The sequence below is a fragment of the Paenibacillus sp. FSL M7-0896 genome (assembly GCF_037975415.1).
Classification (GTDB): domain Bacteria; phylum Bacillota; class Bacilli; order Paenibacillales; family Paenibacillaceae; genus Paenibacillus_AQ; species Paenibacillus_AQ silagei.
This window is the reverse complement of record NZ_CP150250.1, coordinates 1,554,825-1,570,214: the sequence shown is the minus strand read 5'-3', so window position 1 is coordinate 1,570,214 and position 15,390 is coordinate 1,554,825. Positions and strand designations below refer to the sequence as shown.

General features: G+C 57.5%; 9 protein-coding genes. 1 reads left to right on the top strand and 8 read right to left on the bottom strand.

The genetic code is table 11. The annotated features are described in order from the left end of the window. Window positions 1–8: 8 nt before the first annotated feature. The 6 genes from MKY12_RS06595 to MKY12_RS06570 all read right to left on the bottom strand — a co-directional run bounded on the left by MKY12_RS06595 (window position 9) and on the right by MKY12_RS06570 (window position 10,050). Entirely contained in the window at window positions 9–704 is a 696-nt protein-coding gene (locus MKY12_RS06595) for a DUF1961 family protein (RefSeq protein ID WP_339313239.1), read from the bottom strand. Continuing rightward, entirely contained in the window at window positions 701–3,958 is a 3,258-nt protein-coding gene (locus tag MKY12_RS06590) for a hypothetical protein (protein WP_339313238.1), read from the bottom strand. The genes MKY12_RS06595 and MKY12_RS06590 overlap by 4 nt, the downstream gene beginning before the upstream one ends. Window positions 3,959–4,076: 118 nt before the next feature. Continuing rightward, a complete protein-coding gene (locus tag MKY12_RS06585; protein WP_339314808.1) occupies window positions 4,077–6,443 on the bottom strand; it encodes an AraC family transcriptional regulator in 2,367 nt (788 codons plus the stop codon). Window positions 6,444–6,533: 90 nt separating this feature from the next. Then, window positions 6,534–8,141 carry an extracellular solute-binding protein gene (locus MKY12_RS06580; protein ID WP_339257366.1) on the bottom strand — a complete coding sequence of 536 codons (1,608 nt, stop codon included), beginning with the start codon at window positions 8,139–8,141 and terminating at the stop codon, window positions 6,534–6,536. 36 nt (window positions 8,142–8,177) lie between these two features. Beyond that, window positions 8,178–9,062 carry a carbohydrate ABC transporter permease gene (locus MKY12_RS06575; protein ID WP_036722627.1) on the bottom strand — a complete coding sequence of 295 codons (885 nt, stop codon included), beginning with the start codon at window positions 9,060–9,062 and terminating at the stop codon, window positions 8,178–8,180. A gap of 16 nt (window positions 9,063–9,078) precedes the next feature. Then, window positions 9,079–10,050 carry a sugar ABC transporter permease gene (locus tag MKY12_RS06570; protein WP_339254820.1) on the bottom strand — a complete coding sequence of 324 codons (972 nt, stop codon included), beginning with the start codon at window positions 10,048–10,050 and terminating at the stop codon, window positions 9,079–9,081. Between the two features lie 524 nt (window positions 10,051–10,574). Here MKY12_RS06570 and MKY12_RS06565 point away from each other — a divergent pair. Beyond that, a complete protein-coding gene (locus MKY12_RS06565; RefSeq protein ID WP_339313237.1) occupies window positions 10,575–12,563 on the top strand; it encodes a beta-galactosidase in 1,989 nt (662 codons plus the stop codon). Between the two features lie 411 nt (window positions 12,564–12,974). Here MKY12_RS06565 and MKY12_RS06560 read toward each other — a convergent pair whose 3' ends face one another. Both MKY12_RS06560 and MKY12_RS06555 read right to left on the bottom strand, forming a co-directional pair. Next, window positions 12,975–14,135 (bottom strand): methyl-accepting chemotaxis protein, encoded by a 1,161-nt coding sequence (locus MKY12_RS06560; RefSeq protein WP_339313236.1) that lies wholly within the window; start codon window positions 14,133–14,135, stop codon window positions 12,975–12,977. Window positions 14,136–14,152: 17 nt separating this feature from the next. Beyond that, window positions 14,153–15,184, bottom strand: a complete 1,032-nt coding sequence (locus MKY12_RS06555; RefSeq protein ID WP_339313235.1) for an FIST N-terminal domain-containing protein — start codon at window positions 15,182–15,184, stop codon at window positions 14,153–14,155. Window positions 15,185–15,390: the final 206 nt, after the last annotated feature.

Sequence of the window (15,390 nt, the reverse complement as noted above, 5' to 3'; positions counted from 1 at the left end):
AGCGATCCTCACGGAGCATAGACAATCAGATCGCTATATTCGGCAATCAGCGGGGCCATCTGGCGGAAGCCTAGTCGGCCTGCGCCGAGCAGCGGACCGAAGGACGAGCCGTCATCCACCCAGTGCAGTACCGGCAATTCATTAATTGTGAAAGTCACAGCAGTCCCCCGCTTCATCATCAGCATCCGGTAAGCCTCAGTCATATCGGCGGTATCCGGGAGCGGATCAGCCCCTTGGGCGACAAGGTGGAAGCCGTAGCTTTTGCGCAGATTACAGGTGTGAAAAGCCCGCTCCTCCTCCCACATCCGGCGAAAATACGAGATATGATAGGCATCCATCTCCCCATGATGGTACTGGTCATATTCGCCCGTGCGGACCGGCAGGGACGGGTCGAACAGATCCTTGCCCCCGGCACCGGCTGCCGCGAAGAACAGAATGGCCAGCCCCGGCTCGTGCAGCGGGCGGAACCTCCAGGATACGGCAACCTCGGCGGGGAATATCTCCGGGCACCAAAAGACCACATTCGCCTTCTGCCCTTCCTCTGCACTCCGGGTGCTCTCCAGCCGCAGCCGTCCCTGCGGAAACGAAACTGCTCCGTCGCCTTCCATACGGAAGCCTTCCACCTGTGTGGGTCCTTCCAGGGTATTGCGGTAGATCTTGTGCCAGCCTTCCGGAATCATTGCTAAGTTCTGCTGCACCGTCATCGGACATCCGCTCCCTTCCCGCGACCTGCACCGTCAATAGCTCCTGCCTGTGTGCTACCCCCAGCTACGGGATCAGTTCTTGCACCCGCTTTATCACCAGTTCCTGCGCCAGCTTCTGCACCCGCTTTTGTATCAGCTTCTGCAGCTTCTGCAGCGGCTCCAGCTTCCGCATAGCCTTCTTCACCAGCACTAGCTTCAGTTTCCGCACCAGTTCTTGCACTAGCTCCAGCTCCAGCGGCTCCGGCTTCTCCTTCGGAACCTTCTTCCCGTGCAGGCAGAGCTTCAGCGATCAGCTCCAGTGCAATAATCGTATTCAGCGACCACTGTGAGGCCTCATTCGTATTCATCCAGTCCACTTCATCCAGCGCTTCCGTATAATTCACCCGCTTCTGCTCCGCTTGCAGATTGACGGTGCCGAACGGATTCTCAAGCAATATGCTCCAGCAGCGGTCCGCCGTCACCCGATCGTCCTTGACCCATGCGCCGTAGGCGGCAATAGCCACACTCAACACCGGATGCTCGAAGCGCTGCTTGCCTGTAATCGCGCCCCCGGATCTACGCAACTGTTCTTCCTCAGGCAAGTTATAGAAGACACCGAACTCCGCCAGCATGTCCTCCCACTCCGGGTCCTCCAGCATCATCGCCAGCTCGAACCATACCTGCGGCCCGCCCATGCAGATCGCCAGATGCCGGCCCCAGTTATCGTCGCCCATGGGACTGAGAATTCCCGTTGCGGGATCGTAACCATAGGTTGGACCAGAGATCAGCCGCAGATTGGTTGCTTTGATGCAGCCGATGCCAGTTAGGATTTTGTCACGGTAAAAGGTATCCTCATAACGTTCCCAGCGGGTCATCCAGTTGGAGCTGAACGCGGCCCAGTCCGGCCCCACGCGCACATGCGTCTTGAATTCATCCTTCGGAAAATATGCCCGCATCGGATCCAGATTCACCGTGGAATAATCCGCATCCTTCACACTGTCCATGATGTCGCCGGTCCGCTCATCACCGGTTAGATAATAGTAGTAGCGGTGCAGACCCGCCATAGCAATCCGCGCTTCCTTACAGCCGCAGCCCCAATGCACAACATTATGCCGGGAGCCCAGACCCGCATATTCCCCGAAATGATACACATCCACCTCGCTGGTATGCCGGGTCATTGCTTCAGCCATCCGGTAAATATCCGCACGTCCGGTCCGCAGGAAGCTCACCCACAGCCACATATTCGGCACCAGCTCGGCGTTCTGCCACGCACAGCCGCCCAGATCATAATTCCAGACATGGCGGACCGGATCATAGCTGTGCATGAAGTCGCCGTAATCCCACAGGCCGTACCACTTCCGCTGCTCAATCTCCTTCTGGTAAAAACGGATGATCCCGTCCAGCCGTTCCTCCAGGTACGCCTTGGCCGGGGTGCTCCGGTCCGGCAGGCTCCAGAGTCCAAACGCCCGGCTGCGGTGATAATATTCTGGTTCACAGACCAGCAGCGGCGGTTCATCCGCCTGCTGCTGCATCTGCCGGAGCTGCCCGGAATCCGGCGTCCGCAAGGTACACCACAAGGTCAGCTCGTTCGTATTGGCGATGCCGTAAGGGGTTGCCCGCAGCTCCTCCGCGCCTTCATAGGAGGATTCGACATGCGTCTTCGTATCATAATGGCGCAGGTCCATCGCTTGCGCCTCCGGCGTCCAGAACCAGACGGTTAACGCCGCTTCCGCGCCGGAGGTGCCGCTGATCTCCAGCCCGGACGGATGCTTCTGCCAGAAATCCTTCACTCCGGCAGCCAGTCCTCCGCCGTCACAGCCGATATAGCCCAGTCCTCCGGCCCTCCGGCCTTCAGCGCCCTTAATCCAGACGCAATCCGGCCCCGTCCGCTTATGGACGGCATAATGCTCGGACGAATTCTGCACCAGCCGGAAGTCATCCCATACCGCAGAATCCTGGAGCAGGCTGGTGAAGTATTCATCCTCCACGGGATCGAAGTGCTGGCTCTGCCCTTCGAGCTGCCCGGCGAACATCTCGCCATATTTGCCCCGGGTTCTGCGGGTCCGGAGCGTCTTTGGCGATTCGCTGAAAATCCCCCCGCTGCCCGCCAGCCGGACATGACGGTTGTACAGCGGACCGCTGAGCGGCACCTTGAACAGCAGGCCCAGCCCCTTGATGAAATCCTGCTGCGGGTTGCCGTCATAATGGAAGGTATGCACCAGCCGGATGGACGCAAGCCCGGCATAGAAATAGAGCCGCAAAGTATAAGGAAGCCATTCCCTGGCTCCGCTTGCATTTCTATGCCGCCCGTCCAGCCGGATCACGGCACGCACCGGTCCCCGCTCCTCCAGACTGGCCTTCAGCGTCACTCCGGTGAACCGCTCCTGCCGCATCGTCAGCTCCCCGCTGAGGAGGTCCCGCTGCTCGCGGAGACAGACTAATTCGCTACCGCTGCACACCAACTGCTCTACAGGGCTGGACTGCGGCGCTATGTCAACAGCTGCACCATCTGAAGCTGCACTAATATCCGCACGTGCACCTGCACTCGCACCTGCACTCACATCAGCACTTGCACCTGCACTGACATCAGCACTCGCACCTGCACTCACATCAGCACTCGCCCCTGCACTCACATCAGCACTCGCCCCTGCACTCGCACCTGCACTCACATCAGCACTCGCCCCTGCACTCGCACCTGCACTCACATCAGCACTCGCCCCTGCACTCACATCAGCACTTGCACGCTCACCAGCCACCGTACCCACACTCAAGCCCGCACTCTCACCCGAGCCTAATCCCAACCCCGCCTCCGAAGCTCCATAATATCCATGATCGCCGTCCGGTCCCCCGGATTCCGCCGTGTCCCGGCGGATGATCCGCGAGATCACACCCGGGCCATGCTTGACCACGGTGCAACGAATGCTGCCGGTATCGACGATATAAGATTCCTCCGTCTCTTCCACGGATACCTCAAAGGCTGCTGGCACAGTGTTCTGCCCGGCAGAGCGTTCCAGCGTATATCCTGCCGTACTCCCTTCAGGGCATACGGCAGAATGCAAAGACCATTTGATGCTGCCGTCCGGCCAATACGCGGCCGGGCGGCTCTGCAGCGGCAGACAGGAGCCATCGTCTGCTCCGCTAAGACATAGCGCGTCCAGTTCGCCGCGCTTCAGATCGCCCTTGGACCAGGGTACACCCCAGGTCACCCCCGCAGCCGCAGCAGGAGGGTTCAGCCACCGTAGCTGGACTGGCAGGGCTGAGGATAAAGAGGTCATCTTCTGTCATCTCCTTGATGGGACATCACCCGGACGAATGAACCGTTCCCGGAGCAGGAGGCCTGCGGACACCGGGATCACGGGAAGTGAGCCGCTGTCATTCTCACCCGGTTCCCGCTTACCGGGTCCCGTTCTCCTTCTCCCCCTCCTGCCGGCTCAGTTCACGGTAACGTGTCGGCGTGATGTCCTCCTGTTTTTTGAAAATCCGGTTGAAATAGCTCTGCTGATAGCCAACCTGCAAGGCGACATCGTTCATCTTCAGATCGGTGTCACGCAGCAGCTCCTTCGCCTTGGTGAGCCGCAATTCCGTTACATAATCGATGAAATTCTGCCCGGTGACCCGCTTGAACGATTTGCTGAGCAGAAAAGGGCTGGTCCCTGTATAATCCGCACAGCTGTCCAGCGAGATATTGTCCATATAATGCTGCTGAATGTATAGCATCGCCTGATCAATCGTCCTTCTTATTCCGGCGTCCGATCGTTCACACAGTTCCTTCAGGAAGGGGGCGATGACCTGCGTGCGGAACCAGGAGAGAATCAGCCCCGGCTCATGAATCTGCGAGAGACTGGCATACAGATTCCTGCCGCCGAATAACTGGCTCTGGGCCATCCCGGCCTCCAGCACCGCATGAAGGATTGCGCCGAGCAGATGCAGCATGCCCTGCTGTACGTAGATCACCTTCGCGCCGCCTGCGGAGAGCGTCTCCAGGAATTCCTCCAGCAGCCGGTCCGCCTCCTCCGCCTCACCGGTCCGCAGCGCCTGAATCAGCCCGCGCTCCAGCGCGAAGGAATACTGCGGCAATGGGGCACCCTGCCCCTCCCGCTCCAGCTGCTCCAGGCTGATAATCTGGTTCCCGCCGCCGTACCTGCTGTGGCTGGCCGCCTGCTTCGCCGCCTCGAACGCCCGCGGAATCGCGGAGATGCTCCCGATCTTTGCACTGTACGCCACCGTGGCCTGAAGCTTAAGCATCCGGCTCAAGGTAGCCGCCAGCTCTTCACCGAAGGCGCCCACGCGGGCCGGATCAGGGCCGCTTCCCGGTTCCATCAGCAGCATACCGGAGGTGAGGTCATGCAGATTGACCGTCTCCGCCCGGCCGAAATGCTCACGGGCAAGCTCCAAGGTAATATTGACGGCCGCGAACGACACCAGACTCTCGTCGCCGCTGCGGAACTTGGCCTCCAGGCTGGAGATGCCGGTCAATTGGATATACAGCACCACGAACGTACAGTTCTCCACTTCCCACTTATACTGCTTCATCCGGCTCAGGAGATCCTGTTCGGAATAGGCATACAGATACCCCTGGAACAGCTGGTGCAGGAAGCTCTGCTGCACATGCGGAAGCTGCTCCGAGAGCGTGTACTGGAGAGCATGCTGCTGTCCGTGCAGGTTCTGCCAGTGCCGCTCGATCAGCGTCAGCTCATCCACCCGGTCCCCGGAGGCCGCATGCTCAGGGAGCAGCGTCTGAAGCAGGCGGCGGACCGGCGAATAGATTCTGCGGGAAGCAATCCAGGACAGGACCGCCGCCAACAGCAAGGCGCACAAGCTGACCAGGATAATCATCCGGGACAGCCAGACCACTGGAGAGGTTACGCTGGAGATCGGAGAAGCCGACACATACCGCCATTCACTGGCAATCCGCGAGAAATCACCATAGGTCACCGCATAAGTAACCCCATTCCAGTCATACAAAAAGGATCCGCTATCCTGGCTGCCTTTGGCTGTAATCGCCGTCCGCAGCGCCGTAACCAGCGGCGTGGGCGCATCCATCCCGCCCCCCGAGATGAACAATCCGCCGGATTTCTGCTCCATGAACACCTCCCCCGTGTTGTACGGGGTCATGGTCCGCAGCATCGCGGATACCTTCTCTGTATCCATCCGCAGCAGCAGCGCCCCGAAGGGCTCCCTGCTGCCGCCGGGGATATGGTGCACCAGCGTCAGCTCCTTCTGCTCCGGGTTCACCGGATCAAAAGCCCATTCCGTCCAGTACGTGCTCCGCTCCTGCTTCAGCAGCTTCCCGTACAGCACTTCCTCCTCCGCAGACAACGTCCCGTACTCCGTTCCGAAGCGTACCGGCTGATTACCGGCCAAATACAGTTCAACCTGCCGCACCATGGAATTGGAACCCTGCATGACTACCAGCGTCTTCGTAATATCCCAGGCCCGTTCATGATTCCGGGTGAAATCCATGTTGCTCAGTCCGTAGTCGAACTTCGGATCGAACGCCCAATGGGCCAGCATCAGCTCCAGATTGGACAATTGATCATTAATGTTGTCCGCCCGCTGCTCAATCTGCCGGTTATGCATCCGGAGCAACTCCTTTTCCAAACTTCCCCCGGCCATAAAGTAAACCAGCAGTCCAATGATCAGCCCGGGAATGGACGAGACGATCAGCACAATAATGAGATTATTGCGGTAATAACGGCCCTTGCGTCCCGCCCGGCCTCCGGTATACCTGTTCCGTGCTCCTGCCGCTTCATTCTCCATTCGTTTCACCAGCCGAATCCTTAGTTTAGGGTTGCCGCCATGCAGCCGCAGCGGGGACAGACCGGCCGGAGACTGGAGCAGGACCGGACTTTACTTGCCGCCTGAGGCGTACAATTCATTCATTTCCTTCACAAGCTCATCTCCGCCAGTCTTCCGCCATACCTCAAAAGCGGACTTCAACCCGGCCTCATCGATCTGGCCGACAATAAATTTGATGCGCGCATCGTTGATCACGTTATCGAGCTGTGAGCCCTTTTGCGTATAGACTGCCGAGATCAGCGCTTCGGCGGGATTGGTCACAATCGTCGCTTCATTCGTCTTCTGTACCTCAGTCTGCTTCAGCCGCAGCGGCGTCTGCTTCACCTGCTTCGCCTTGTCCTCAGGAATGAACGGCAGCATCTGGTTCAGGCCTTCCACTTCCGATTCCAGCAGAACGGTATCGCTGGAGCGTTCGATATATCCGTCTACCAGCTTGTAATGCACGCCTTCAATCCCATAGTTCAGCATCGTCTGCAGATCCTCGTCATTCAGCCGGTCCAGGAAGGTCAGCACCCGCTTCAGCTCCTCCTCGGTTTTGACCGAGGACTTCGGAATCGCCAGCATGCCGGAGAAGCCCGAGGTCGGAAGCGTATGCAGCGCGCCGTCCGCTCCGCTCACACCGCCGATGACATCCATATAATGGCGTTCCGGCTCGTCTTTGCCTTCCTTTTGCAGAGCGGCATGAATCTTGTCATCCAGCCGGGCCGCGTTATCGACCACATCGACAATGACGCCGGCCTTGTTGTTGACGACCGGATCATTCCATTTAGAGCTGTCCATCACCGCGAAGTCGGCGTTGATCAACTGCTCGTCGTACAGCTTTTTCATGAATTTAAGCGCTTCCAAATAACCGGGGTATTCATGCTCAGGCACAAGCTTCCCTTCCTGCACACCCCACTTGTTCGGTGCTCCGAACCACAGCTTCATCGTATCGAAGCCGCTGGCCCACTGGCCGGTCCACTTGACCAGCACCATGCCATACGTATCCGCCTGGCCGTTGCCGTCCGGGTCCTGCTCCTTGAACGCTCGCAGCATATTATAGAAATCGTCCACGGTCTTCGGGGTCTCCAGCCCCAGCTTCTCCATCCAGTCCTTGCGGAACACCACACCGTTGCGTCCCAGCGCCCGCCCTCTGTAGATTCCGTAATTCTTGCCGTCGATGGCCGAGTTATTCAGAATAACCTCCTTCGCCCCGCTGAGATTCGGATAATCCTTGAGATACGGACCCACCTCCCAGAAAGCGCCGGATCTGGCCGCATTGACGAAGCTGGACGCTTTCACGTCACCTACATACATAATATCAGGCAGCTTGCCGGAAGCGAGCGTAATGTTAAATTTGTCGGCATAGGATGCATTCGGCACCCATTCGAAATGGATTTTGGTGTTCGTCAGCTCCTCCAGCTTGGCGGCGACCGGACTGCCGTCCTTCGGATAATTGGTTTTGAAAATCGGCAGCATCAATGTCAGCGCAAGCGGCTCCTCAGCCTTGGCGGTGCCGTCCGCCTTCCCGCTATCCCCGGCAGTCTCCTTCTGTCCTGCTCCCGTATTCTCCCCATTCCCGCCGCAGCCGGACAATACACTTAGAATCATAATCATAGCCAGCAGCATGAACAACCCTTTTTTCACAGACCGTGAACCTTGGCTCCGCTTCATCTTCATCATCACTTGGCCTCCCTTTATATGTTGACTAACCGGTTACCCTTTGACTGAACCCAGCATCACCCCTTTGGCAAAATGCTTCTGCAGAAACGGATACACGCACATAATCGGCAGGGTGCCGACCACGATGACGGCCATTTTGATCGACTGCTCCGGCGGCTGCACGAAATTGGGGTCCATGGAGCTGAGATCCCCCGCTGCCGACTGGGACAGCATGACGATCTGACGCAGCATCACCTGGAGCGGCCACTTGGATGGATCATTAATATAGAGCAGCGCCGAGAAGAAGTTATTCCAGTGTCCGACCGCATAAAAGAGGGTGAACGTCGCCAGCACCGGCTTCGACAGCGGGAGCACAATCCTCCACAGCAGCCCCAGCTCCGTACAGCCGTCGATGCGTGCCGCCTCCTCCATCTCGGCCGGAAGCTCCTGGAAGAAGTTCTTCACAATAATCAGATTGAAGGCGCTGATCGCCCCCGGAAGAATCAAGGCATTCAGCGTATCGAGCAGATGCAGCTCGCGGATCACCAGATAGGTGGGAATCATCCCGCCCCCGAACAGCATGGTGAAGATGACCAGATTGAGGATCAGATTGCGGCCCATCAGGTACCGTTTCGCCATCGGATACGCCATGGTAACCGTGAAGAACAAATTGACTGCCGTCCCGATCACTGTCACGTACAGCGACACCCCGATGCTCCGGACAATGGTATCTGTGGAGAAAATAAACCGGTAGGCGTCCAGCGAGATCGTCGTCGGAATCAAAAAGACAGCGCGCTTCGTAATTTCCGCCTCGGTGGCGAAGGAACCGGCGACTACAAACAGGAACGGCAGGATGGCTGCGATCCCGATGATGCCCAGCACCACGTAATTAAAGACGTCAAAGGTGATCTCTCCGGCGCTGCGGTAACGTTTAGCCACACATAATGCCTCCTTTTCAATATAATCCGGATTCGCCCGACTTCTTGGCGAGCCAGTTGGTGCCGAGCACCAGCACGACCCCGATGACCGATTTGAACAAGCCGACGGCGGTGCTGTAGCTGAACGCTCCCTGGGTAATCCCCAGCGCATACACATAAGTATCAAAGACCTCCGCCACCTCACGGTTCAGCGCATTCATCATCAGATAGATCTGCTCGAAGCCGTTATCCAGAATCGTGCCCATCCGCAGAATCAGCAGAATGACAATCGTACTGCGGATCGCGGGCAGCGTAATATGCCAGGTCTGACGCCAGCGGCTGGCCCCGTCCACCACGGCTGCTTCATATTGCTCCACATCGACACCGGCCAGAGCAGCGAGAAAAATAATCGTCCCCCAGCCGCACTCCTTCCAGATGGTCTGCAGAATAATCATCGGGCGGAACCAGTCGGGACTGGCGAGGAAATCGATCTTGCGCCCGGTGAACGTGAAGAGGAATTCGTTGACTGCGCCGCCCTGTGTCGTAAGGAACACGTAGGAGATACTGGCGACGATGACCATGGAGATGAAGTGGGGCACATAGATCAGCGTCTGTATCGTCCTTTTATAGAAGGAGAGCCGGATCTCATTGAGCAGCAGCGCCAGAATAATCGGTGCCGGGAAAAAGAACACCAGATTATACAGCGACAGCACCAGCGTATTGCGCAGCAGCATGAAGAAATCAGGGTTCTGAAAAAACGTGCGGAAATGCTCCAGGCCGACCCAGCCGCTCTTCCAAAAGCCCAGAAAAGGCTGATAATCCTTAAAGGCGAGCAGCACTCCCCACATCGGCACATATTTGAACAGCAGGAAATACAGGAGTCCGGGGCTGAGCAGAATGTAAAGCCATTTGTCCCGCTTCAGACGTCTGAAGCGCTGCTCGCGCCTGCTGCGGCGGAAGCTTGTACCTGCGCTTACCTCTGCTGCCCCCAATGCCGCTCCTTGCTTCATTGACATTCACCTCCGTATGGATAAGCAGCCTCCGCTACTACACTTCACTACATTGCCGTGGCTGCGCTTTCTATTATGGTTGGCGGGTGTTTTTCCGGCAATCGGACTTTTTGGACAGCGCTTTGAACGCCTTCTGCGCCGCTTCCGCAATAAAGTCCAAAACCGGCAAAACTTTACTATTGCATGTGGGGGGCGGACACTATATAGATTGAAATGATAATTTCATTTTTGGGAGAGTCGTGACTCCAGAGAACTTTTGGGCTTCCGGCCGCTGTTGTCTGCAGATTTCTTTGATTAGACCGCTGTTCGCGGTTGAAATCCGCAGCCAGCTGATGCTGTAGATAGCGAGCTTTCCTGCGGAAAGCTTTCAGGCGGTCGCTACCGCTAATGCAGCTCCAAAATTCCCTTCCGCCACTCCTCCCAAAATTTATGTTTTCAAGTTCAAACTATATAGCTTAGGGATGGGGAATAGAAAGATAAGATCATACAGAGCCCGTGTGGGCTTTTTCCAGGAGGTTATAAGAATGCAGCAAAAGCTATATTACGGCGCCGCATGGTACCCCGAGCTGTGGGGGGAGGCTGAGCGGCAGCAGGATCTTCAGCTCATGCAGGAGACCGGGATTAATCTGGTACGCATGGGCGAATTCATCTGGTCGCTGCTGGAGCCGGAGGAAGACTCCATCGATGTCCGGCCGTTCGCTGAGCATATCCGGCAGCTCCATGCCCATGGCATCGATACGGTCATGTGTACGCCGACCGCGACCCCGCCGGTCTGGCTGACCCACGGGCACCCGGAGCGTCTGCACATCCGGGCAGACGGGGCGGTGATGAGCCACGGGTCCAGACAGCATGTCTGCACGAATAACCCTTATTTCCGACAGCGGGCTGCGGTAATTACGGAAGAGCTGGCCCGGGTGCTGGGGCAGCTCCCCGGCCTAGTTGCCTGGCAGCTCGACAACGAGCTGAAGGCACATGTGGCGGAATGCATGTGCGGGGCCTGCCGCTCCCTGTGGCATGAGTGGCTGGAGCACCGTTACGGTAGCATCGGCGAGCTGAATGTAGCGTGGGGAACCGGCGTATGGAGCCACACCTACCAGCGGTTCGATCAGGTGCCGCAGCCGGTGGCTACGCCTTTTCTGCATAATTCATCGCTCGTCACCCAGTACCGGTTGTTCCAGATGGAGAAGGTTGCGGAGTTCTCAGGGGAACAGGCGGCGATCATCCGCCGCTATTCGGCGGCTCCGATCACGCACAACAGCAATGTCCCTTTTCATCTGGACAATGAGCAGCTGTTCCGGGAGCTTGATTTCGCTTCGTTCGACACCTACGCCTCTCAGGCCAACAGGCACGCTTATCTGCTGAACTGTGATCTGTGGCGCGGGTTCAACCCCGGGCGGGATTTCTGGCTGATGGAGACCGGCCCGGCCTATGCCGCTTCGCTTACAAGCTACGGCGAGCCGCACCCGGACGGCTATCTCACCGCTGAAGCCGTGGCCGCCTACGCGCTAGGGGCAGGCGCCTTCTGCTACTGGCTGTGGCGGCAGCAGCGCACGGGCAGCGAGCAGACGCATAGCTCGATTATCAGCGCCTGGGGCCAGCCTGCGCTCGGGTATGACAATGTGCGCACAGCTTCCTCCGCCAGGCTGCAGATCGAGCCGCACATGCTGAATACCCGGCCGGTGCAGGCCGAGGTGGCGATTACTTATTCGGACCGGGCCAAGGCGTTCCTGGCCACGGAGCCGCACCGGCAGCTGAACTACCGTTCCCTGCTGGGGGACTTTTACAGACGGATTCTCGATCTGGGGATTCACCGTGACCTGCTGCCGGAAGGCGGCGATTTAAGCGGCTATAAGCTGCTGTTCACGCCTTTTGTCCATTATCTGTCGCCGGAATACATGGCGCGGGCGCTCGCCTTCACCGCGGCTGGCGGCATCTGGATCGTTGGCCCGCTTAGCGGAGGCCGCACCGCCGAGCATAACCTGCATACAGATGCTGCGCTGGGAGAACTGGAGCGCTTCGCAGGTGTGAACACTACCTTCGTCTACCCGATGGAGGGGACGGGCAGCAGCGGGGAAGCCTTCGGATGCTCCGCACCGCTGTCGCTATGGAGCGCCGTCTTCGAGCCGCTGCCGGGCGGAGCCACCGTGATCGGCATGATCACGGAAGGCCGGACGCCGGGCCTGGCCTACCTGACCGAGCAGCCCTATGGCCGGGGAGCCATCGTCATGCTTGGCTCGCTGCCCTCGGGCAGCGAGGGCGACAAGCAGCTATGCGCGCTGATTGAGCATTATGCCGCCCGGGCCGGAGTCACCCGGCGCAGTGATGTCACGCCGGGCACCATTCTCTGCCCGAGAAGCGGCGCTGCCGGGGAGCTGTGGACGCTCGTCAATATGGACGGGCTTGGCGGCAGCGTCACCCTGCCGCACAGCGGGCAGGATGTGTTGACCGGCACTCCTGTGCCCGCCGGTCCGCTGCCCATTGGCGCTTATGAATACAGGCTGATCTCGCTGTAGTAGTGGAATATCCTCCTGCCGATGGCGGAGATCGCTGCCTCCCAGCAAACAAGTGGAAAAACGCAGCTTGCTATGCTGGTTTCCAAGGAATTTCCGGAAGCAAGTGGATAAACAACAACTAATTATGGTCGTTTAGGCCAGTTTGGGGGAAACGGGTTCATTTAAGTGCTGTTTATCCAATTGCTGTCCTGGCATAGGACCGTTGCCGGTCAGCAGGTGGAGTTTATCCAACTCTTTCCCTCCCGCATCATACGCGAGTTGTCTAGTCATAAGGCGCGTGAAGCTTACGCTGGCTGGGCCCCTCCCCCTTAGCGGTGTTTCACCAGCAAGAGGAGTGTTACCTGTGCCCATGCCGGACACAACACAAAAACACCCGGCCGCCGCCGGGTGTTTTCCTTTTACCATATCTGCTTATACGTTAGTCTTCTCTGCTTCTTCCGCCTGCTGGAGCAGCCCGATCTGATGCAGATGATTCAACAGCTGCTGGTAATGGTCGGCCTTCTTCTGGACGGTAAGAACCAGCTTACGGAACTGGTCTGTGTCCTGGCCCGATTTCTCCAGAATACGCAGCAGGTCGCTATTGATCTGCTCCACATCCTCCATGCTGCTCTCCTGGGACTCCTGGATTGCCTCCAGATGCTCGAAGACCTGCTCCTCCGCGACTACGATTTCATTCATATATACGGTGGACTCACCGATCTTCGCCGTGGTCTCGTTCATCGCGAGCATTCCATCCCCGGACTTGCTGTGGATCTGCTCCATGACGCGGGTCATTCCTGAGAGTGAACCCATGATCTCCTTCACATGGCTGCGGGTGCTGTCAGCAAGCTTGCGGATCTCCGTGGAGACAACGGCGAAGCCGCGCCCATGCTCACCAGCCCGCGCCGCCTCAATCGCCGCATTCAGCGAGAGCAGATTCGTCTGCTCGGCAATATCCGTGATGATCTTGGCCAGCTGCTCAATGCTGTGGAAATGCTCCCGCAGATCCTCATTCAAAGCAACGAACTCAGTAAATACCTCCGAGGCCTTCTGCATTTCCGCAGAGATCTGGATATTGGCTTCCTTGGCAAATTCGATTTTGTTGGATGAGTAGGACAAGCTGCCATACATTTCATTAATCAGATCTTCAGTCTGTCCGTTGTTGGTCTTCAAATGCTCCAGGAGCTGCTGAGTCCCGGCGATTTGGCCGATCATCTCCCCGCCGCCTGCCCGCAAGGCCTCGAAGTCCTCCACCAGTTGGGCCTCTTCCTTCAGGATAGCTCCAGTCTCAAGGCGGATCTGCTCCGCCAGGGCATATGCATGTTCCCCATAAGACACCCTGCCTGAAGCGTGTGCAGACGGTTCTACGCTATCGTTACCGCTGTGAGGTACATGTGCGTTAGTGCCTGCTTCCTCTACTGCGGCTTTTCCCTCTGCTATAACCGTTTCTGTTAATGCAACCGTATCCTTAGCTGCGATCACACGCTCTGCTATGGCTCTCTCCGCTAACCCGCTTGTATTACTCTGACTTTGAACGCCTTCAGCAGAGGGGGTTCTCCCCCAAGCTGTGCGCAGTTTGCTTAACCACTCCATCCGATTTCAACTCTCCCTTATTCAACCAGCAGCAGAATCATAGTCTGATTGGCATGCTTAGTATAATATTGCTCTCCATAGCTGATGAAGCCTGTAGTGTTGCCGCAGAACCCAAGCATCTTCTCGTCAAAAGCTCCCCAAAGACCGTCCCGTGTAAACAGCTGGTCCCGCAGCGTACAGTTAATATTGAGGACAAACGAAGGCTTGAACGGACTGCCGCCCAGCGTCTCCTCCAGCACTGCCAGCGGATCGGCTGAACTCAGCAGCTCCACATAAGTACTAGACATAATCTGACTGTAAAATGTGACAGAGCCATCCGGATGAACCGCCTTCGGGGAGGCTATGATCAGATCATCCTCGTATCTTTTGCCCAGCGGGCTGCTCAGAAAATGCTCTGCCAGCTCCTTCTCCGGCACGCCCAGGACACGCGCGTATTCCCAAGCCGCAGGCCGCCCGTTGAAGGAATATACCCGTCTGCCGAACACATCGGCTTCTGTCACCAGCAGCGTCTTTCCGGCCGGGACATATATATTCTCTTTGATCAGGGCGGTGCGGTCAGGCATATTGAAATAAATCCCCAGGTTCCGCACCCGGCGGGTTCCTATATACAGGTAAGTCTCGCCGCGCTCATCGTCAGCTGCACTACCGCCAATCACCTTGAATTGGGGGTCCATAAAATACAGCGAGGAGAGCAGCATCTCTTCCATCCCGCCTGTGCCGTCACAGAGCAGCATCAGAAAAGCATTCGGATTGCCCCGGACCTTGCGGTAAGCAATCTCCAGCGTACTTGCGCTAAGCACGGGAGGGTGCAGAATGCCCACAATATCTGCTATACCGGCTTCGTATTCAAAACCAGTAATTACACCGCTGCGGTAGCCCTGCGGAGTATATTCCCCCTTGGTTGAACACAATACTGCCCGCGAAGGCGCATGACGGGATAATTCCCGGACAGCCGCAGCCGCAGCGAACAGCACCAGCCCACGGTTCACATCCAGCTCCTCCAGATGGTGCCTGGCCTCGTCCAAGGTGTTAAAAGATACAGCAATCATTATGTATACCAAACCTTCCTTTGCGGAATTTTCTCCCGCATACTGTTACTGAAAAATTAAGTTATAATTTTCAATACTACTCATGGTAAAACCAGAACCGGGTTCATTGTCTGTGAACAATGTCGCAGCCTGTGCCGGGTTCCCATGTAACAAGGTTGAGCCGTTCCTGCAAACCCTGTATCATGAATATATCACAGATCACAGAA